The organism is Actinoplanes ianthinogenes (assembly GCF_018324205.1).
Taxonomy (GTDB): Bacteria; Actinomycetota; Actinomycetes; order Mycobacteriales; family Micromonosporaceae; genus Actinoplanes; species Actinoplanes ianthinogenes.
Genome location: NZ_AP023356.1, coordinates 1694927 through 1713128, shown reverse-complemented (window position 1 = coordinate 1713128; position 18202 = coordinate 1694927). Strand labels below are relative to the sequence as shown.

The window sequence follows — 18202 nt, the reverse complement described above, 5'->3', positions numbered from 1 at the left end:
TCCGCTAGCCGTGGCTGTCTCTCAGAACGAGGAATTGCCGGCCAGGATGAAGAAGGTGCAGCACAGCAAGACATACACGGCGGCGAGCGCGACGATCACGGATCGCCGGACGCGACGCAGCAGCCGCGCCAAGCGGCCGAGTGCCCTGCCGCTGCCGGGCACCTGAACCATGAAATACGCGATCATGGCGACGAGAGCGGCTGACACCGTCGTGACGAAACCCAGGCCGACCGGCTCCACCATGCTCTCTCCCGGCCGGAAACGCGCCAATTCGATGATCGGTGGAATGGCGGCACCGCCGCCGATCCCGACGGCCACCAGCCCCAACCAGGTCGGCAGGGTCTTCCACCGCGGTGGCGCCGAAACTCTGCGCAGGAAGAACCCGACCGGCACGGAAAGCAGGACGATCAAGAAGCTGAGGACAGCCGCCACGGCGTTGGCCTCCGCCGTCCACCACAAGCCCGACAAGGCCGCTCGCCCGAGCAGAAATCCGCCTCCGACCAGGACGGCCGCCGCGCCGAGCCGGACCGAGCGTGACGGATAGGCCGCCAGGGACATGCCGACCGCCACCAAGGGTGCCGCGACGGCCACCGGCAGCAGGATCTGCCCGGCGATGTGCATCAGCGTGGCGTTCGAGTACTCGTTCAGCGCCGACAACCAGATCAGGCTGACCACCAGCAGCGAGAGGATCACGAAACCCAGGGTGTTCGAACCCGCGGCCGGTACCGCCGTCGGCATCGGCGGGCGGGGCGCCACGGAGTCCGCGCCGATCGCGGTGGTCGCGCTGTTGCGGATGGAACGCAGCCACTCCGCGGCGCCCGGCCGGTCGTCCGGTTCTGCTGCGAAGATCGGGGCGACCACCTCCGGCGGCACACCCTGGTGGGCGGCCAGCTGCTTCGCCGGCTCGTCAGCCGGTGGAGCGCCGGTCAGCAGGAAGACGGCCAGGCAACCGAACGCGTACCGGTCGGAGGCCGGGCTGTACTCGCCGCCGGAGAACAACTCCGGGGCGATGTATCCGGGCGTTCCCATCGGAGCGTCCGCGGTAGTCCGCCGGAGCTGCGACAGCCCGAAGTCGATCAGGATCGCCTGGCCGTCCTGGTTGATCATCACGTTGGCCGGGGAGAGATCCCCGTGGCACACCACCCGCCCGGAGCCCGTCGCCGCCCCGCTGTGCAAGCGATCGAGAATGGAGGCGATCTGACCGAGCGTGCGAAACGCGTCCTTACGGCTGAACGGCTGCCGGTCGTAGAGATTGTCGCCGTCGACCCAGTTCATCACCAGGTACAGCGTGGTGTCGGGAGCTCCGGCGGCGCCGGGCGGATGTCGTTCGGCCCCGAGGAACGCGGAATGCACCGCCACGATCCCCGGCCCGCTGATGTGCCGGAGCAGGTCCGCCTGTTCCATCCACCGAGTACGCCACTCCGTGACATCCCGATCCGGGCGAAGCATCTTGATGGCGACCAGTTCAGAACCACCGTGGATCTCGTGTTCGGCCTGCCACAGGGCCCCCTCGCCACCCACACCGACCTCGTGTCGCAGCCGGTACTTGTCCGGATCGTCGGGCGGTCCGACGTGATAGTCGCCGGACATCAGAAGCGCTCGCGGATCTGGGCACCGAGCAGGCGCGCCCGATGTACGTCACCACCGTCCAGCGTGTCCCGGTGAGCCGCCCTGTTGGCCAAGTGGTTGAGTTGCCGGGCGTCGTTCCGGCACGACTGGACGGCCCAGCCCACGGTTGCCTGATCGAAAGCCAGCAACGCCAGACACTGCCGGAAATCTCGCAGGGAGGCCGGGCGGCCGCCCGGCCCGACCAGGGTGGACCATTGCGGCCCGTAGTGCGCCGCCAGTCTCTGTCGCAGGTGCGGGGCGATGTGCCGGGCTGTCTCCTCAGCGATCCGGATGACCTCGTCGTGGAGCGGGGAGGTGCCTGCGTCGTGGCTTCCATGGTCGGACGGTGCCCGGGTGGTCAGCCGCCGCGGCTGGCCCGCGCCGGGCGGCAGGGGCCGGAGGTCGGCCGCCGTGACCCAGCCGAGCGCGATCAACCACTCGACGACCGGACGGCGCGGGTCCGCGTCCGGCTGGTCGGGCAGCACCCGTGCGCGGGCCAGTATGCGGCGGAGCCGGCCGATCTCGTCGACCACCTTCGACTCCGGTAGGCCCAGCGAGCCGGCGGTGTCCCGGTAGCTGCGGGGCGCCGGATCGTACTCCGGCCAGGGCAGGAAGTAATTCGACCCCAGCGCCGCCGCGATCCGGCGCCGTTCCGGAGTGAGTCCGGATGCTCCGCCGGCCCGGGGGAGTGCCGGGCCGGCCGGGCCGGTCAGTCGCAGGCCGAGGGTGTACAGCCCGTCCTCGCCGAACAGGTGCAGGTCGCAGGAGGCGCCGGTCAGCGGCCAGGTGGCCGGCTCGGTCGGTGGCAGGGTCGGCGGCAGCGGAACCACGACGCCGTCGGTGGACAGGTGCAGGGTCCGCTTGCCGCTGACGTTCACCACGGACCAACCGCGTTCGTCGTACCGGAACTCGCCGGCGGTGCGGCTCACCCACAGGTCGTCCGGATCCAGGCAGATGTCGCAGCCCTGGTCGCGGCCGAAGGAGGCGGAGCGGCCCGGCGGCAGGACGACCTCGCGCCCGTTGTAGGAGACCGTCAGATCGCTCATCGGGGCCCTTTCTTGCGAGGCGTTCGCGGCCATGGGGACCAAGCCTGCGGAGTCCGCCTCGTGTCGTCAACGCCCGATCGGGTCGTGTGTGGAGGGTGTCAGGATTCAGTGTGGCGTTCGCCCTTCGACAATTAAATGTATTGCCGGCTCTGCGGGGTCCGCTTAACGTAGTCATCAACAGCGAGCCGGACGGGCCGAAAAGGGCCGGACGGCGGATCGAACAGGGAAGGGGTGAGACGATCATGCGGTGGCCGATCGCCAGCGAGTCGCAGCGACAGATGCTGCGCGGTGAGAGCGCCATGGCGCGATCCGGTCGTCCCCAGGCAGCCCTGATCAAGGATCTGCCGGTCCCCGGTGAATCGCAGCGTGATCCGGAGCGGTGGCGAGGCTAGCAATCCAGCTAGCGTCGGCCTGCCGCCCTCCCGATCCGGGACCGGGCGGCTTTTATTTTCGCTGCATGCGGGTGTAGCTCAACGGTAGAGCGACAGCCTCCAAATCTGTTGGATGCGGGTTCGAATCCTGCTGCCCGTGCGTCTGATCCCGGCATCGTCCCGGCGATCGTGATCCTTGACAACTCCACAGTGGATGACACACATCTTCATCCCGGTCGCCGGCGGTATCGTCGCCGGCGACCGGGGAAACGATGGGCTTGTAGCGCAGCTGGTAGCGCACCGGTTCGGCAGACCGGGGGTCGGCGGTTCGAATCCGCCCAGGTCCACATGTCTCCGTAGCTCAGCGGATAGAGCACCGGATTACGGATCCGGGTGTCGGGAGTTCGAATCTCTCCGGGGACGCGCCATCATTCATCGCCCGTGAGGTTGCGGAAGGTTAGACCACCGGACTCTCCATCCGGAAGACCGGGTTCGACCCCCGGACGGGCGACGCAGCAACGAGCCGTCGTAGCTCAGGCCGGTCAGAGCGCGGTTTTGGTACGACCGAGGTCACCGGTTCGAATCCGGTCGTCGGCTCACGTGGTTGTAGCTCAGTCGGTAGAGCGCCGTCTCGCCATGGCGGAGGTCCCGGGTTCGAACCCCGGTAACCACTCGGTGCCCCGAATCTCGCTGGGACCGGGGTAGGCGCCAGTGACGGCGCGATTGGGCTGGGCTTGTCTGGCCGCGGTGGTAACAGCTTCAAGTTGATTAAGGGCGAGGTTCAGCGGCTGGGACTGGGCACTGAGCACTTTGCCGCACGAGTGTCGAGGCGAGGAGCCGGTGCCGGGCGAGATCCGCTGAAGCAGCGTGAAGCCAAGCGCCGTTGGTATCAGAACAATCGTGAAGTCTACCGGGCCAGGAATGCTAGGCGCCGGGGTGAGCGTCTGGACCTGCTGAAGCGGTTGAAGGACCGGCCATGCCTCGACTGCGGAGTAAGGTATCCGTATTACGTTATGGATTTCGACCACCGTGAAGGTGAACAGAAGAATTACAACCTCTCCGCTGCGGCCAGCAGCACTATGGGGGAGAAGGCCTTCATGGCCGAGGTGGAAAAGTGTGATGTTGTCTGCGCCAACTGTCATCGGATACGGACAGCCAGGCGCGGCGGCTGGATCGTTAATTAAAGCCACAATATCGATTCAAGGCCCGGGTAGCCCAACGGCAGGAGGCACACCGCTCAGAACGGTGGCAGTGCGCGTTCGAATCGCGCTCCGGGTACGCAGTGTTTTCTCGGGCTCGTAGCTCATTTCTGGTAGAGCGCCGCTCTCGCACAGCGGAGGTGGCCGGTTCGAATCCGGCCGGGTCCACGTTGCCTTGTTAGCTCAGTGGTAGAGCAAGCGCCTGTCGAGCGCGAGGTCGCCGGTTCGATCCCGGTACAGGGCGCGGTGGAGAGTTGGCCGAGTGGCCTAAGGCGGCGGATTGCTAATCCGTAGTGGGGGCGACTGCCCTCACCGAGAGTTCGAATCTCTCACTCTCCGCGCCAGGTCGCCGTAGCTCAGCAGGTCGGAGCGCCGCCCTGATAAGGCGGAGGCCGGTGGTTCGAGCCCACCCGGCGACACCGGGATGTAGCGCAGTTTGGTCAGCGCACCGGCCTTGGGTGCCGGGGGTCGTGGGTTCGAATCCCGCCATCCCGACGTAGTGAGAGGAAACGGGTCGTGGCGCAGTTTGGTAGCGCGCTCGCTTCGGGAGCGAGAGGCCGCCGGTTCAAATCCGGTCGACCCGACGACGGGCTGAGAAAGCCTTGGAGACGCCAGCCGATGGGCGCCGGCCGCCGCCTCGAAAGCGGTCGGAGGCAGCGATGTCTCGTGCGGGTTCGACTCCCGCCGTCTCCTCATGCGCCGCTAGCTCAATGGGTAGAGCAGCTGACTCTTAATCAGCGGGTTCGGGGTTCGAGTCCCCGGCGGCGTACTTGCAGGGTGGAGGAGTTCGGTCGTCCTCGCCGGCCTCATAAGTCGGAGATTCGTGGGTTCGAATCCCACCCCTGCTCCCAGTCCCGGTAGCTCAGGGGGAGAGCGCCGCCATGACAGGGCGGAGGCCGCTGGTTCGATACCGGCTCGGGGCACGCGAGGCGCGGTGGACGAAGGGGAGAGTCACCTGGTTTTCACCCAGGGAATGTGCGGGTTCGAATCCCGTCCGCGCTACGAGATTTTGGAAGGAGCCGGCCTGGCTTCGGAATCGCCGCTGGAATCGGCGTGGGCCCGGAAGGGTCCCGTGGGTTCGAATCCCACCTCCTCCGCGTTTCGGGACTTGCCCGGATGGCTCAGTGGGAGAGCGCCCCGGTCACATCGGGGAAGTCCCAGGTTCGATCCCTGGTCCGGGTACCAAGCCTTCGTAGCTCAGTGGAGAGAGCACGGCGTTCCGAGCGCCGGGGTCGCTGGTTCGAGTCCAGCCGGGGGCGCGACGTGTGTCGTCCACTGTGGTTCACCGCAGGCGGGCCGGCTGCCCACCCGCCCCTCATAAGGGTGGTTCGCCCGGATCGACACCGGGGCCTGCGACCAGGATATTTTGGCGCGTTCCTCGATGCTTCCCGGTCGTACCCTGGATCGCATGGAGCTGCACTGGTGGTCGATCGAGGTCTTCGACGGGCCGCGGCTCTCCGCCGCCCGTTGGCAGGATTCGCATGGGAACGCGCTGGTCGAGGCCGCCGTGACACATGGCGCCTACGACTGGGCGTGGCATCGGCACTCCTGGGGAGTGCTCTTCGAGATCGCTTTCCGGACCGACGAGCGGTTCACGGATTTCCGGGCCCTGCCGGCTGTCCGTGCCGCGCTGGACGCGGTGCCCGATCCGATCAACGGCCTGCTGGTCTATCCGGGGCGGGGCGGCAGTTCGGGCCGGGTCCAGCCCCGCCGCCCGCTGCCCAAAGCGGGTGCCGGCGCCGCGCCGATCCCGGTCGAGCCGGAGCGCACCGAGCTGCGTCTCGGTCCCACCTTGCCGCCGGTCACCACCAGCGGCGTCATCGCGGCGTGAGGAAGGGCCCCGGCCGGGTGGCCGGGGCCCTCGCCTCATCGATGACCCGCCGGGCGGCTGGTGAACGTGCCCCGGCCGTGCGTGCGGCTGAGCAGTTGCGTGGCATAACCGAACAGCTCCGCCAGCGGCACGAGCGCCGTCACCGTGCGTACCCCGGAATCGACGACCTGGCCGCGCCGGGCCGCGAGGTCACCGAGGACCGCGCCCAGCGTCTCCGCGGGCGCGCTCACCGTGACCTCCGCGACCGGTTCGAGGATCCGCATCTCGCAGGCGCGCAGCGCCTCGCGCAGGCCGAAACGGCCGGCCGCGCGGAACGCCATCTCGGACGAGTCCTTCGGATGCGTCTGGCCGTCGGTCAGCGTGACCCGCAGGCCGGTCACCGGGTGCCCGGCGAGCGGGCCCTCGGCGAGCGCCTCCCGGCAGCCCGCCTCGACCGCGCGGATGTACTCGGCCGGCACGCGGCCGCCGGTCACGGTCGAGGCGAAGGTGAATCCCTCGCCCGGGGCGACGTCCAGCGTGACGTGGGCGTACTGGCCGGCGCCGCCGTCCTGCTTGACGTGGCGGTACAGCAGGCCGGTGACGCCGCGGACCACCGTCTCGCGGTAAGCGACCTGGGGACGGCCCATGGTGACGGCGAGACCGGTGCGCTGGCGGAGCTTCTCCACGGCCACCTCCAGATGCAGCTCGCCGAGTCCGGAGAGCAGGGTTTGTGCGGTTTCGGCGTCCACGCGTACCGAAAGGGAGGGGTCCTCCTCGGTCAGCGCGGCCAGCGCTGCCGGAAGGCGCAGCGCGTCCTGCCTGGTCCGGGCCTCGATCGCGACCGAGACCAGCGGCTCGGTGCTGCGGGGCGCTTCCAGCAGCACCGCACCTCGCCGGGTGGCCAGGGTGGCGCCGACCTGGGCGGCCTTGACCCCGGACACGGCGACGATGTCGCCGGCCGTGGCCCGGGCGATCTCGGTGTGCCGGTCCGCTTGGACCCGCAGGATGCGAGCGATTCTTTCGGTACGCCCGGCGCCCGCGTCCCACACGGTGTCTCCCTTCGTGATCGTGCCGTCGTAAAGGCGGAGGTAGGTGAGGCGCCCGGTCTTCGCGGTGTGCACCTTGAAGACGAGGGCGGCCAGGTCGTTGTCGCTGTCACCGGCTGGGCCGGGGAGGTAGTCGACGATGGCGTCGAGCAGTGGCTCCACGCCCCTGTTGCGGTATGCGGAGCCGCAGAGGACGACCAGGGCTTCGCCTTGGTGGGTGAGGTCCCGGAGGGCGTTCCGGAGGGTCGTGTCCGAAATATCGCCCCATTCCTCCAGGGCGTCGGGGTGTAGTGCGGCTACCTGGTCCTCCAGATGACGCCGAGCCGCCTCGGCCTCCGGCGACATCTCCGATTTTTCGGATATCTCGCCGTCGATCCAGGTCAGCGTCCGCCTGCCGACCAGGTCGACGACCCCACGGAAGTCACCCTCCTCGCCGATCGGCAGCTGCACCACCAGCGGAACGACGTCCAGCCGTTCCCGGATGGATGCGACGGCCCTCGCCAGCGAAGCGCCGGCCCGATCGAGCTTGTTGACGAAGGCGATCCGCGGCACCCGGTGCCGGTCCGCCGCCCGCCAGACCGCCTCGGACTGCGGCTCCACGCCGGCCACGCCGTCGAACACCGCGACCGCGCCGTCGAGCACCCGCAGCGACCGCTCGACCTCGTCGGAGAAGTCGACGTGCCCGGGCGTGTCGATCAGGTTCAGCCGGTGATCGGCCCAGTCGCAGCTGACCGCCGCGGCGAAGATGGTGATCCCACGATCGCGCTCCTGCTGGTCGAAGTCGGTGACGGTGGTCCCGTCGTGCACCTCACCGCGCTTGTGGGTGGCGCCGGTGACATAGAGGATCCGCTCGGTCAACGTGGTCTTGCCGGCGTCGACGTGCGCGAGAATGCCGAGGTTGCGGACACGCATGATGATTCGTTCTTTCGATTCCGATCGGTCGTGGACGTGCGCCCACCCGGCCGCCGGCGTCAGAACAGCCTGGCGGTCAGGGACGTCCAGCCCCGGTGGCGCGGCCGGGACCGGGCACACCGGAGACGAGGATCAGGTCGAATCGCGACACGGGGGTCCACATGATCGGACCCCCTCTCTCGGCTGAAGAAACTTGTCGCAACCTAGCCGGGCGGGGCGACGCGGGGCGAGCGATTTATCGTGGAGAGTGTCGTCCGCGCTGCTGGTCCTCTTGCTGATCATGGGTGCGGTCCGCGTCTGGACCCGGCTCGGGCCGGGCTGGGCCCAGCCCATCACCGGGCCGCTGGCCGCGGCCCTGCTCATCGCGGTCTCCGGCCTCACGTCCGGGCAGGCGGGCCTCACCACCGCCGGTTTTCGGTACGGCCTGGGCGCCGCCCTGCTGATCGCCGCCGGGTACGCGGTTGCCGTGCGTCTCCCGGCGGCCCGTCGTCTCTTCCGCCGGTCCTACGACCGTCCGTGGTACACGGCGCTGGTCGCGATCCCGCTGGCCACCGTGATCTTCGAGGAGGTGGCGTTCCGCGGGGTGCTGTGGGGGCTGATCGACCGCGACCACGGGCCGGTGTGGGCGACCGGGGTGACCGCGGTCCTCTTCGGCCTCTGGCACCTGGGCCCGGGGCGGCCGTGGACCGACGCGGTGGTGACCGGTGTGGCCGGTGTGGTGCTGGGTGCGTTGCGGTTTTTCGGTGGCGGAGTGCTGGCGCCGATCCTGGTGCACTGGGCGGCCGACGCGCTCGGTGTGCCGGCCGCGGTGCGGGTGTCCAAAACTGTCGAGCAGTGGGGAGGGACACAGTCCGGAGCCGGATAAAGGGGAGGTGACGCGCGCTGGGCGAGGGTTAGGCTCACGCCGTGACGTGGCGGGCCAGGGGGCTGAGCTCGCCGGATCTGTCCGGACAATTCGCCGCATGGGCCCATGCGGCCATGGGAGTTTCTTTTGAGTAGTCAAGCCTCGGCTGCGCCCGCCAAGCTCGACGCCGCCGTCTTCAAGATCGCCGGGGTTGTCGTCCTCGGCGCGATCATGTCGATCCTCGACATCACCGTGGTGAGCGTGGCGCTGCCCACGTTCCAGCGGGAGTTCGACGCGACCTATGCCGAGGTCGCGTGGACCATGACCGGCTACACACTGGCCCTGGCCACGGTCATCCCGCTGACCGGCTGGGCCGCCGACCGGTTCGGCACCAAGCGGCTCTACATGACCGCGCTGACGCTGTTCACCATCGGCTCGGTCCTCTGCTCCACCGCCGACAACATCGGCCAGCTCGTGGGTTACCGGGTGTTGCAGGGCCTGGGCGGCGGCATGCTGATGCCGCTCGGCATGACGATCATGACCCGGGCCGCCGGCCCGGAGCGGATCGGCCGGCTGATGGCCGTGCTCGGCATCCCGATGCTGCTCGGCCCGATCGGTGGCCCGATCCTCGGCGGCTGGCTGATCGAGGCCGCCAGCTGGCACTGGATCTTCCTGATCAACCTGCCGATCGGCGTCGTCGCGCTGGTCTACTCGTGGTTCGCGCTGGAGAAGGACAACCCGGAGCCGTCCGAGTCGTTCGACTTCCTCGGCATGCTGATGCTCTCGCCCGGTCTCGCCGCGTTCCTCTACGGCGTGTCCTCGCTGCCCGAGGCGGGCAAGTTCACCGCCACCAAGGTGTGGGTGCCGATGCTGATCGGCGCGCTGCTGGTGATCGGCTTCGTGCTCTACTCGTTCAAGCCGAAGCACCCGCTGCTCGACCTGCGCCTGCTGAAAAACCGGAACCTGAGCGTCTCGACGATCACCCTGGCCGTCTTCACCATCGCGTTCATGGGCGCCGGTCTGCTCTTCCCGAGCTACTTCCTGCAGATCCGCGGCGAGTCGACGCTCAGCGCCGGCCTGCTGATGGCCCCGCAGGGCATCGGCGCGATGGTCACCATGCCGATCGGTGGCATGCTCGCCGACAAGATCCCGGTGGGCCGCACGGTGCCGTTCGCACTGCTGCTGATCGCGGCCGGGTTCTTCACCTTCACCCAGGTGGGCACCGACACGTCGTATGTTCTGCTGTGCGGTTCGCTGTTCGTGATGGGTCTGGGCATGGGCGGCACCATGATGCCGATCATGACCTCGGCGCTGAAGACGCTCACCAACCACGAGGTGGCCCGCGGCTCCACCCTGCTGAACATCCTCCAGCAGATCGCCGGCTCGGTCGGTACCGCGATGATGTCGGTCATCCTCACCAACCAGCTCAACGAGTCCCCGGTCATCCCGGGCGTGACCAGTCCCACCGGTGACCCGGTCACCGAGGCCGGCGCCGCCATCGGCGCCCAGCACGACCCGCAGATCGCCGCGGCCCTCCCGCCCGACCTGCTGGAGCGAGGGCTGAACTTCGCCGCCGACTCGTTCGCGACGACGTTCTGGGTCGGTTTCATCCTCACCCTGCTGACCCTGATCCCGGCGTTCTTCCTGCCCCGCAAGCGCCAGGAGTCCCACCTGCTCGACGACCAGGGGGCCCCGGCCGCCCCGATCGTCCTGCACTGATCTGCCCTTTTCCGAAGGCGCCCCGGCTCCGGCCGCGGGCGCCTTCGCGCTTTCCGCCCGGCTCCGGCCGGTGATCGAAGGCCCGCTGTCGGGCCCTCTGTGAGAGCCGGTCGAGGGTTCCCGCCGCGGACCGGTCCCGGCTGGTTTCGTTGCCCCCGTCCGCCTCGATCAGGCTTGTCGGGCTGGTGGTGCTGGTGTCTCGGGCGCCGCGGGTTGTGGCATGGGGTGGCTGGTCGCTGTTGTGGCGGCTGCTTGCGGTGCGCGGGTGGTTGCGGTTTTGGGTGCCAGGCTGTGGGCGGCTGGTTGCTGTCGCGGCGGCCGGATGCGGCTTGTGGGTGGTTCTGATTGCCGGGCGGTGGGTGGCTGCTGGTTGCTGTTGTGGCTGCCGCGTGCGGTGCGCGGGTGGTTGCGGTTTTGGGTGCCAGGCTGTGGGCGGCTGGTTGCTGTCGCGGCGGCCGCATGCGGTCTGTGGGTGGTTCTGATTGCCGGGCGATGGGTGGCTGCTGGTTGCTGTTGTGGCTGCCGCGTGCGGTGCGCGGGTGGTTGCGGTTTTGGGCGCCAGGCTGTGGGCGGCTGGTTGCTGTCGCGGCGGCCGCATGCGGTCTGTGGGTGGTTCTGATTGCCGGGCGATGGGTGGCTGCTGGTTGCTGTTGTGGCTACCGCGTGCGGTGCGCGGGAGGTTGTGGTTCTAGTTGCCAGGCCATGGGGTGGCTGGTCGCTGTCGCGGCCGCCGCGTGCGGCTCGCGGTCGGACGGGCTTTCGGCCCGCTGGGCGGCAGGGGTTCGCTTGCAGCATGGCGTTCGGGGCTTGCGCGCACCCGAAGTGTTCGTGCGGGGGCGGTCCGGATCGGGGACATCGCCAGTTTCAGGTCGGTGGGCGAGCCATTGGTCGCGCCGAAAAGAGTGGCCGGCGCACGCTGACCCGGCCTTGCCGTCAGCGGGCGGGGCGGCGGCGGTGACTGCGGGCCGCGTGGCTCGGCTGCTGGGCGGTGATCGCCTGCGGGCCGGTGGCGGCCGGGTGGGTCGGGTAGGGGAAGGCGTGATCGGAAATGGGTGGCGGGGAATGATCAAGAGGGTAATCGAAAACGGTCGCGTGGAGGGGAATCTTTTGAGTGATCTTATTTGTGGAATGTGAGTCGGAGTTGCATTTTCGGCGGCAGTGACTCGAAGGACGATGTCCGGAAAAGCACGACTTGTCAAGACTGGTTCGCAATTTCGAGGGGGTATCTGGGGGGTGAACTGCCTGTTTCGGTCACCGGATTCGTTGATCCGGTGGACCTGACTCCGTCGAACGGCCGACAGAAGGTGCACGCAGCGTTTCAGGCAGTTACTTTATGTAGGTGGGCCGCGCTCGTCGGCGGTGGCACGAAACCCTTTTGACCTGCACCACGGCGTACCGTTAAAGATCTTTATCGGATCGACTTGTGCGGCACTCGCAGAATGAACCGCGAGTCGTCTAAAAATTGGTGCGTCGAGCGTTCCAGACGGTTCGGCGCCGGGCCGGTGGGCCGGCGCCCATCGACGAGGGTGGTGTGATGATCCGGGTCGTGGTGGTGAGAGACGAGGGGTACTTCGGGGTCCCGGTGCGCACGTTCTTGGAGACCGAACCGGACATGCATTACGTCACCACCCTGCCGATCAATTCTGATCTTGCCCCGCGTGCGGCGCAATTGTGGCCGGCGGTGATCGTGATCGACACGGAGTACATGGTGAGTCAGGTGCTGCCGCTCGCCGACGAGTTGCACACCGCCATCCCGTCCTGCGCGATGCTGCTGCTCTGCGACCCGTCCAAGCGCGGCATGCTGCCGCCCCGCCGGTGGAACGGCGGGCTGAACTTCCTCGTCAAGAGCGCGGCCTCGTCGTCGCTGGCGGACACGGTGCGCCGGCTGGCCGCGGGGGAGCGGGTGGTCTCGCCGATGTTGCAGGCCGCCTCGTTGAACACGGACCGCGGGTTGAGCACCCGCGAGCTCGAGGTGCTGGGGCTGGCCGCCGAGGGTGAGTCGGTGAAGGAGATCGCCGGGCGGCTTTACCTTTCCGGCGGCACGGTCCGCAATTACCTTTCCGCGGTGATCGCCAAGACGGGAGCGCGGAACCGCTTGGATGCCATCCGGATCGCCCGCAAAGAGGGCTGGCTCCGCTGACACCGAAATGGCGAGCCGCGCCCGTTCCGAAATGGCGCCGCCGAGGGCCGCCGCCGAGAACGGCCGGGGAGGCGCCGGGGAGGTGCCGGGGAGGTGCCGGGGAGGGAAGAGCGGCGGGAGGAAGCAGGCGCTGAGAGCCAGGATTTCGCGGGGGAGGGGACGCGCCACCGAGGTCGCGTAGCGTGGGTTTCGATGCGTGTTGAACAGTTCGACGTTCCGGCGCTGCCGGTGCTGCTGCCACTCGGCGGCATCCTGATGGTCCTGTCCTGGTGGTGGCTGCGCCGGCAGGATCGGCTCACCACCCGCCGGCTGCTCGCGGCCTGGGCCCTGTCGTGGTACGCGGTGGCCGTCCTCGGCGCCACCATGCTCCCCGCCCACCTGGCCTGGGGCCCGGACTCCGGCCCGCCGGACACCTACCGCATCCTGCTGATCCCGACGCTCGCCATGCGCCGCCGCGACTTCGTGCTGAACATGATGATGACCCTGCCGCTGGCCGCACTGCTGCACCTCAACTTCGGCATCGTGAACCGGCTGCGGGTGGTCCGGATCGGTTTCCTGCTCAGCCTGTCCATCGAGATCACCCAGCTGGTGATGATCCTGACCGTGCACGGCAACCGCTGGACCGACGTGAACGACCTGCTCTCCAACACCATCGGCACGATCTTCGGCTACGTGGCCTGGCACCGGCTCATGCGTTCCACGCGCCTCCGCCGCGCAGTGACGGACACCCGGGAAGTGGTGCGGTCAGGCTGAGCCGGTCGTACACCTGCCCGACCGCGGCGGCCAGGTGGTCCGCGTCGTACCGTAATCCGGCGGTGCGGGCCGGCAACCTCGCGCCGTGCCGCTCCTCGTGGCAGAGCACCTCGGCGCGCAGCGCCCGGGGCAGGGACTCCCGGTCGTGCGGGGAGAGCCGGTAGGTGCCGCGGACCGGCGCCCGGGCGGCGGCGCGTTCCTCCAGCGGCGGGCAGGCCGCGTAGACGGCGGGCAGCCCGGCGGCGATCGCCTCCAGCACCGCGAGCCCCCAGGCGCCGGGGTCCGGGGTGGCGAAGATGTCCATGGCGCAGAGCATCTCGCGCGGGTGCCGGACCGTGCCGGCGAACAGCACCCGTTCGGCGACCCCCTCGATGACGGCGAGCTGCTCCAGGGCGGGACGGGCGGGACCGTCGCCGACCAGCAGCAGGGTCGCGCCGGGCACCTCGGCCACCGCCCGGATCAGCAGGTCGAAGCGTTTGGCCGGGGTGAGCCGGCCGGTCACGCCGATCACCGGGACGTCACCGGGCACGCCGAGCCGGGCCCGGGCCGCCGCGCGCAACGCCGGGTCGAAGCGGTACTCGGCGGGGTCGATCGCGCGGGGGATGGTGGCGATCCGGTCGTCGGGCACGCCCCAGCCGCGCAGCCGTTCGGCGATCGCCGCGGTGGCCGCGATGGTCATCTGCCCGAGCCGTTCGCTGAACAGGTAGAGCGGGCCGAGCCGGGTGGCGCCGGCCCGGCCGAGGTGCTGCTCGGTGGCGACGATGTGCGGGACGCCGGCCAGCCGGGCCGCGATCCGGCCCTGCACGCAGGCGCGGTACAGGTGGGTGTGCACCAGGTCGAAGCGGCCACGGCGGATCAGGCGGCGCAGCCGTACGATCGCCGCCAGGTCCCGGTCGCAGACCGTGTTCAGTTCGTGCACCGGGATCCCGCCGGCCTGGATGGCGCGGGCCTCGGTGCCGGGCGGGGAGAGCGTGACCACCTCGCTGTCGTGGGGCAGCCGGCGCAGCAACAGCCGGAGCTGGTGCTCGGCGCCGCCCTCCGCCGCAGTGCTGATCACATGCAGCACCCTCATGTCGTTCCCCCAGTCGCATAGACGACAGAACGCTTGCGACGGCTCCTGTCAGAACGGTGCCGGAATGGCAGAGGAAGCGGAAGTCGCAGATGTCATGTCTAAGGTGAGGATCATTCACCGTCGATATGACATCCTCCGCCGAATGGCCGGTCCCGCGGATCCGAATGGCGTCGGAAAAATGGTGATCGAGGGCCTGTACTGGACAAATAGCGGAACATGAAAGATCCTCGCATAGGCCGTGACAATTGCTACTGTAATTGGCTCCCCGGGGACTGGAACGCTGATGTCACTAATAAAGCGATGCGAATCTTGAAACGCCATTCCGGCTCCCCGAAAAAATGCGTCGAAGCACGGATCCGTGGCCGGTTGCCACCGGCAGCGTACGAGGGGGAATCCCATGCAGACACGGCGAGCCGCTGCTGGCGACCCAGCAACGGACGCATCCCTTGGAGACTGGCCGGGCCGGGCGGTGCCGTGGTTCCGCGCGGTACTGCCCGGCCGGGCAGCCCGGGCCGGTGGCGACGCGCTCGCCCTGGCCACCGCCCTGCTCGTCGCCACCCTGCTCCGCTACGACGGGCACCTGGCTTATCTCAACGGCGCCGGCCTGGTGGAGCTGACCGCGGTGGCGGTCGCCGTGCAGACCGTCGCCGGCGTGCAGTTCGGCCTTTACACCGGCCGCTGGTCGTACGGCTGTTTCGAGGAGATCCTGGCCCTGGCCAAGACCGCCGCGGTCACCATACCGGTGGTGTTCGTGGCGGACACGCTGCTGGGCCGGCTCGCCCCGCGCTCGGCGATCATCGCGTCCGGGCTGATCGGTCTCGTCCTCGCCGCGGGCGTCCGGTACGCCGTCCGCCTGCTCCAGGACCAGCGCCTGCGCCCCCGCCCGGAGCCCGGCACCCGGATCGTCGTGATGGGCGCCGGGGAGGGCGCCACCCAGGTCATCCGGGCCATGCTGCGCGACCCGTCCAGCCCGTACGTGCCGGTCGCCCTGCTCGACGACGACCCGACCAAACGCACCCTGCAGATCATGGGCGTGCGGGTGGCCGGCAACCGGCACGCGATGGCCGAGGTGGTCCGCCGGTTCCGTGCCGACGCCGTGGTGATCGCCATCCCGAGCGCCGGCGCCGACCTGGTCCGCAACCTCACCGACCTGGCCGCCCCGCTCGACGTGGACGTCAAGGTGGTCCCGCCGGTGGTCGAGCTGTTCGGCCGGACCGTGCGGGTCGAGGACATCCGCCCGGTCAGCCACGCCGACCTGCTCGGCCGCCGCGAGATCAGCATCGACCTGGCCGCCGTCGCCGGTTACCTGGCCGGGCGCCGGGTGCTGGTCACCGGCGCCGGCGGCTCGATCGGCTCCGAGCTGTGCCGGCAGGTCGCCCAGTTCAACCCGGCCAAGCTGGTGATGCTCGATCGCGACGAGTCCGGCCTGCACGCGGTGCAGCTCTCGCTGGACGGCCGCGGCATGCTCGACGACCGCAACCTGGTCGTCGCCGACATCCGCGACCAGCAGCGCCTCGACGAGGTGTTCGCCGAACACCAGCCGCAGGTGGTCTTCCACGCCGCGGCGCTCAAGCACCTGCCGCTGCTGGAGATGCACCCGTCCGAGGCGCTCAAGACCAACATCCTGGGCACGTACCAGATCCTGCAGACCGCGATCCGGCACCACGTCGACCGCCTGGTCAACATCTCCACCGACAAGGCCGCCGACCCGTGCAGCGTGCTCGGCTACTCCAAGCGGATCACCGAACGGCTCACCGCCGCCGCCGACGCGGCCGCACCCGGCACGTACACCAGCGTCCGGTTCGGCAACGTGCTCGGCAGCCGCGGCTCGGTGCTCACCGCGTTCTCCGCCCAGGTGGCGAAGGGCGGGCCGATCACCGTGACCGACCCGGACGTGACCCGGTACTTCATGACGGTGCAGGAGGCGGTCCGGCTGGTCATCCAGGCCGGCGCGGTGGAGAGCCACGGCGAGGTGCTGGTCCTGGACATGGGCGAGCCGGTGCGGATCGCCGACGTGGCCAAGCGGATCGCGGAGAGCGCCGGCGGCCACATCCCGATCGTCTACACCGGACTGCGCCCCGGCGAGAAGCTGGCCGAGGTGCTGCTCGGCCCGGCCGAACCCGACCACCGCCCGAACCATCCGCTGATCTCGCAGGCCCCGGTGCCGCCGCTGGACGGCGCGGTGCTCTCGCTGATGGACCCGTCCGCGCCCCGGGCCGACCTGATCGCGGTGCTGCGCTGGCTCTCCGAGAGCCCCGCGCTGCCCGGCCGGATCGAGACTCCGGCCCCGCCCCCGCCGCGTACCGGTGGCCGCAACGGCAAGCGCCAGGCCGAGTTCACCATGCGCCTGGGCCGGCATCCATGACCAGAAGATCCCGATCAAAAGCCGATTTGCGTACGCGTGACAGGAGCGCACCGATGCGAGTGGTGATCGCCGGGCAGGGCTACGTGGGACTGCCCCTCGCCGTCCGGGCCGCCGAGGTCGGGCACACCGTGGTCGGCTTCGACGTCGACGACGAACGGATCAAACGGCTCGCCGCGGGCGAGTCCTACGTCGACGACATCAGCTCGGAGCAGTTGCAGGCGGTGCTGGCCGGCGGCAACTTCCTGCCCTCGTCCGACCCGCGCGCCTGCGCCGGCTTCGACATCGCGGTGATCGCGGTGCCCACCCCGCTCCGCGACGGCACCCCGGACCTGCGCTACATCGAGGACTCGGCCCGTACCCTGGCCCGGTACCTGCGCCCCGGCGCGACCGTCGCGCTGGAGTCGACGACGTATCCCGGCACCACCACCGAGCTGGTCGCGCCGCTGCTGGAGGAGGGCTCCGGCCTGATCGCCGGCGAGGACTTCTTCCTCGGCTTCAGCCCGGAGCGCATCGACCCGGGCAACGCGCGGTGGAACCTGATCACCACGCCGAAGGTGGTATCCGGGATCAACCCGGCCTCGCTGGCGAAGGTGCGGGCCTTCTACGCCTCGGTGGTCGAGACGACCGTGCCGGTCTCCGACCCCAAGGTGGCCGAGCTGGCCAAGCTGCTCGAGAACACGTTCCGGCACGTCAACATCGCGCTGGTCAACGAGCTCGCGGTGTACGCGCACGACCTCGGCATCGACGTCTGGGAGGCGATCGACGCCGCGTCCACGAAACCGTTCGGCTACATGCGGTTCGTGCCCGGTCCCGGCGTCGGCGGGCACTGCCTGCCGATCGATCCGTCCTACCTCTCCTGGCGGGTGCAGCGGACGCTCGGGCAGAGCTTCCGCTTCGTCGAGCTGGCCAACGACATCAACAACCACATGCCGGACTACGTGGTGCGCCGGCTGGTCGCCGCCCTGAACGAGCGGCGCAAGGCGGTGAACGGCTCGACGATCCTGCTGCTCGGCCTGGCCTACAAGAAGAACAGCGGCGACGCCCGCGAGTCGCCGGCCCGGCGGGTCGCCACGCTGCTGCTGGAGATGGGCGCCGACGTGCTCGCCGCCGACCCGCACGTGGTCGAGGACGCCCGCGTCGACCAGCGGGTCACCCGGGTGCGGCTGAGCCCGGAGCTGCTCGCCGCGGCCGACGCGGTGGTGCTGCTCGCCGACCACGACGCGTTCGACCTGGACCTGGTGGTCCAGCACGCCAGGTACGTGCTGGACACCCGCCACCGCCTCACCGGCGACACCGTGGAATCGATCTGACCTGGGG

The 18202-nt window shown here is 69.4% G+C and carries 11 protein-coding genes and 21 tRNA genes; 28 read left to right on the top strand and 4 right to left on the bottom strand.

What is annotated here, in order from left to right:
* Positions 1–21 precede the first annotated feature (21 nt).
* Together Aiant_RS07885 and Aiant_RS07880 are read right to left on the bottom strand one after the other, a co-directional pair.
* Complete coding sequence (locus Aiant_RS07885) at positions 22–1590, bottom strand: serine/threonine protein kinase (RefSeq protein WP_189332669.1); 1569 nt, start codon at positions 1588–1590, stop codon at positions 22–24.
* Positions 1590–2654, bottom strand: a complete 1065-nt coding sequence (locus tag Aiant_RS07880) for an FHA domain-containing protein (RefSeq protein WP_189332670.1) — start codon at positions 2652–2654, stop codon at positions 1590–1592. The genes Aiant_RS07885 and Aiant_RS07880 overlap by 1 nt, the downstream gene beginning before the upstream one ends.
* A 459-nt stretch (positions 2655–3113) precedes the next feature.
* Here Aiant_RS07880 and Aiant_RS07875 point away from each other — a divergent pair.
* From Aiant_RS07875 to Aiant_RS07770, 22 genes are all read left to right on the top strand, one after another.
* Positions 3114–3185, top strand: a tRNA-Trp gene (locus tag Aiant_RS07875).
* A 114-nt stretch (positions 3186–3299) separates the two neighbouring features.
* A tRNA-Ala gene (locus Aiant_RS07870) sits at positions 3300–3372 on the top strand.
* A 3-nt stretch (positions 3373–3375) separates the two neighbouring features.
* A tRNA-Arg gene (locus Aiant_RS07865) sits at positions 3376–3448 on the top strand.
* Positions 3449–3461: 13 nt separating this feature from the next.
* Positions 3462–3536, top strand: a tRNA-Glu gene (locus Aiant_RS07860).
* 11 nt (positions 3537–3547) lie between these two features.
* Positions 3548–3622: transfer RNA gene (locus Aiant_RS07855), tRNA-Thr, on the top strand.
* A 3-nt stretch (positions 3623–3625) separates the two neighbouring features.
* A tRNA-Gly gene (locus Aiant_RS07850) sits at positions 3626–3698 on the top strand.
* A 531-nt stretch (positions 3699–4229) separates the two neighbouring features.
* Positions 4230–4303: transfer RNA gene (locus tag Aiant_RS07845), tRNA-Leu, on the top strand.
* Positions 4304–4317: 14 nt separating this feature from the next.
* Positions 4318–4392, top strand: a tRNA-Ala gene (locus tag Aiant_RS07840).
* Positions 4393–4396: 4 nt separating this feature from the next.
* A tRNA-Asp gene (locus Aiant_RS07835) sits at positions 4397–4468 on the top strand.
* Between the two features lie 4 nt (positions 4469–4472).
* Positions 4473–4563 (top strand) — tRNA-Ser (locus tag Aiant_RS07830).
* 6 nt (positions 4564–4569) lie between these two features.
* Positions 4570–4643, top strand: a tRNA-Ile gene (locus Aiant_RS07825).
* 1 nt (position 4644) lies between these two features.
* Positions 4645–4719: transfer RNA gene (locus Aiant_RS07820), tRNA-Pro, on the top strand.
* A 15-nt stretch (positions 4720–4734) separates the two neighbouring features.
* Positions 4735–4808, top strand: a tRNA-Pro gene (locus Aiant_RS07815).
* A gap of 20 nt (positions 4809–4828) precedes the next feature.
* Positions 4829–4917: transfer RNA gene (locus Aiant_RS07810), tRNA-Ser, on the top strand.
* Positions 4918–4920: 3 nt separating this feature from the next.
* Positions 4921–4993, top strand: a tRNA-Lys gene (locus tag Aiant_RS07805).
* A gap of 2 nt (positions 4994–4995) precedes the next feature.
* A tRNA-Met gene (locus Aiant_RS07800) sits at positions 4996–5075 on the top strand.
* Positions 5076–5147: transfer RNA gene (locus tag Aiant_RS07795), tRNA-Val, on the top strand.
* A 5-nt stretch (positions 5148–5152) separates the two neighbouring features.
* Positions 5153–5226, top strand: a tRNA-Glu gene (locus Aiant_RS07790).
* Between the two features lie 10 nt (positions 5227–5236).
* Positions 5237–5321 (top strand) — tRNA-Ser (locus tag Aiant_RS07785).
* A gap of 13 nt (positions 5322–5334) precedes the next feature.
* Positions 5335–5409 (top strand) — tRNA-Val (locus Aiant_RS07780).
* Between the two features lies 1 nt (position 5410).
* Positions 5411–5483 (top strand) — tRNA-Arg (locus Aiant_RS07775).
* Between the two features lie 149 nt (positions 5484–5632).
* Entirely contained in the window at positions 5633–6055 is a 423-nt protein-coding gene (locus Aiant_RS07770) for a hypothetical protein (protein WP_189332671.1), read from the top strand.
* Positions 6056–6090: 35 nt separating this feature from the next.
* Here Aiant_RS07770 and fusA read toward each other — a convergent pair whose 3' ends face one another.
* Positions 6091–7992, bottom strand: coding sequence for an elongation factor G (gene fusA, locus Aiant_RS07765; RefSeq protein ID WP_189332672.1), 1902 nt, complete (start codon positions 7990–7992; stop codon positions 6091–6093).
* A 247-nt stretch (positions 7993–8239) separates the two neighbouring features.
* Between fusA and Aiant_RS07760 the strand changes: the two genes are divergently transcribed.
* The 4 genes from Aiant_RS07760 to Aiant_RS07745 all read left to right on the top strand — a co-directional run bounded on the left by Aiant_RS07760 (position 8240) and on the right by Aiant_RS07745 (position 13448).
* Positions 8240–8857, top strand: a complete 618-nt coding sequence (locus Aiant_RS07760; RefSeq protein WP_189332673.1) for a CPBP family intramembrane glutamic endopeptidase — start codon at positions 8240–8242, stop codon at positions 8855–8857.
* A gap of 126 nt (positions 8858–8983) precedes the next feature.
* The gene (locus tag Aiant_RS07755) at positions 8984–10555 is read left to right on the top strand and encodes a DHA2 family efflux MFS transporter permease subunit (protein WP_189332674.1); all 1572 of its coding nucleotides are present in this window, start codon (positions 8984–8986) and stop codon (positions 10553–10555) included.
* A gap of 1534 nt (positions 10556–12089) precedes the next feature.
* Positions 12090–12695, top strand: a complete 606-nt coding sequence (locus Aiant_RS07750; RefSeq protein WP_189332675.1) for a helix-turn-helix transcriptional regulator — start codon at positions 12090–12092, stop codon at positions 12693–12695.
* A gap of 192 nt (positions 12696–12887) precedes the next feature.
* Positions 12888–13448: a VanZ family protein gene (locus Aiant_RS07745; protein WP_189332676.1), complete on the top strand. Its 561-nt coding sequence runs from the start codon at positions 12888–12890 to the stop codon at positions 13446–13448.
* On the opposite strand, the gene Aiant_RS07740 is transcribed toward Aiant_RS07745, so the two are convergent.
* A complete protein-coding gene (locus Aiant_RS07740) occupies positions 13384–14505 on the bottom strand; it encodes a glycosyltransferase (protein WP_229830513.1) in 1122 nt (373 codons plus the stop codon). The two genes, Aiant_RS07745 and Aiant_RS07740, sit on opposite strands and share 65 nt — an antisense overlap.
* Positions 14506–14989: 484 nt before the next feature.
* Between Aiant_RS07740 and Aiant_RS07735 the strand changes: the two genes are divergently transcribed.
* Both Aiant_RS07735 and Aiant_RS07730 read left to right on the top strand, forming a co-directional pair.
* Positions 14990–16885, top strand: coding sequence for a nucleoside-diphosphate sugar epimerase/dehydratase (locus tag Aiant_RS07735; RefSeq protein WP_229830514.1), 1896 nt, complete (start codon positions 14990–14992; stop codon positions 16883–16885).
* A gap of 53 nt (positions 16886–16938) precedes the next feature.
* Entirely contained in the window at positions 16939–18195 is a 1257-nt protein-coding gene (locus Aiant_RS07730; RefSeq protein ID WP_189332679.1) for a nucleotide sugar dehydrogenase, read from the top strand.
* Positions 18196–18202 lie beyond the last annotated feature (7 nt).